This window comes from Blautia sp. MSK18_10 (genome assembly GCF_020553185.1).
In the GTDB taxonomy this organism is placed as follows: domain Bacteria; phylum Bacillota; class Clostridia; order Lachnospirales; family Lachnospiraceae; genus Blautia_A; species Blautia_A wexlerae.
On the sequence record NZ_JAJCGT010000137.1, the window covers coordinates 1 to 363 of the forward strand.

The following is a 363-nucleotide window of genomic DNA, read 5'->3' on the forward strand; positions in this document are numbered from 1 at the left end:
CTCTCCTGTACCTGCATATCCGTATACTGAACACGAATAACTGCCTGCGGCCAGTTTATGCTGACCATTGCTGTTTTGTCTTTCTCATCTCCTGCTTTCCGGATAAGCTCCAGCAATTCCTTCAGTACTTCCTTTGTCAGATAACCGCCTCTCCAGTGAAAAATAAGTACCCTGCCTTTCTTCGCCGCCTGCAAAGAACGTTTATACACATCCTCTTTCTTAGTAAAAGAAAGCTTCTTCTCCTTATAGTAAAAGTGCTCATGATCACCGCAGTGAGGCGCCGGCGCAATAAGAGGCTCATGATCCCTGAAAATCTGTGAATCATCCAGATTGAAATAATCATAGCGGATTTCAGAAGTCTCA

At 44.4% G+C, this 363-nt stretch carries 1 pseudogene; it reads right to left on the bottom strand.

Annotated features, from left to right (window positions below):
- A pseudogene (locus LI074_RS17195) lies at positions 1-363 on the bottom strand (transglutaminase domain-containing protein); the annotation flags it as partial.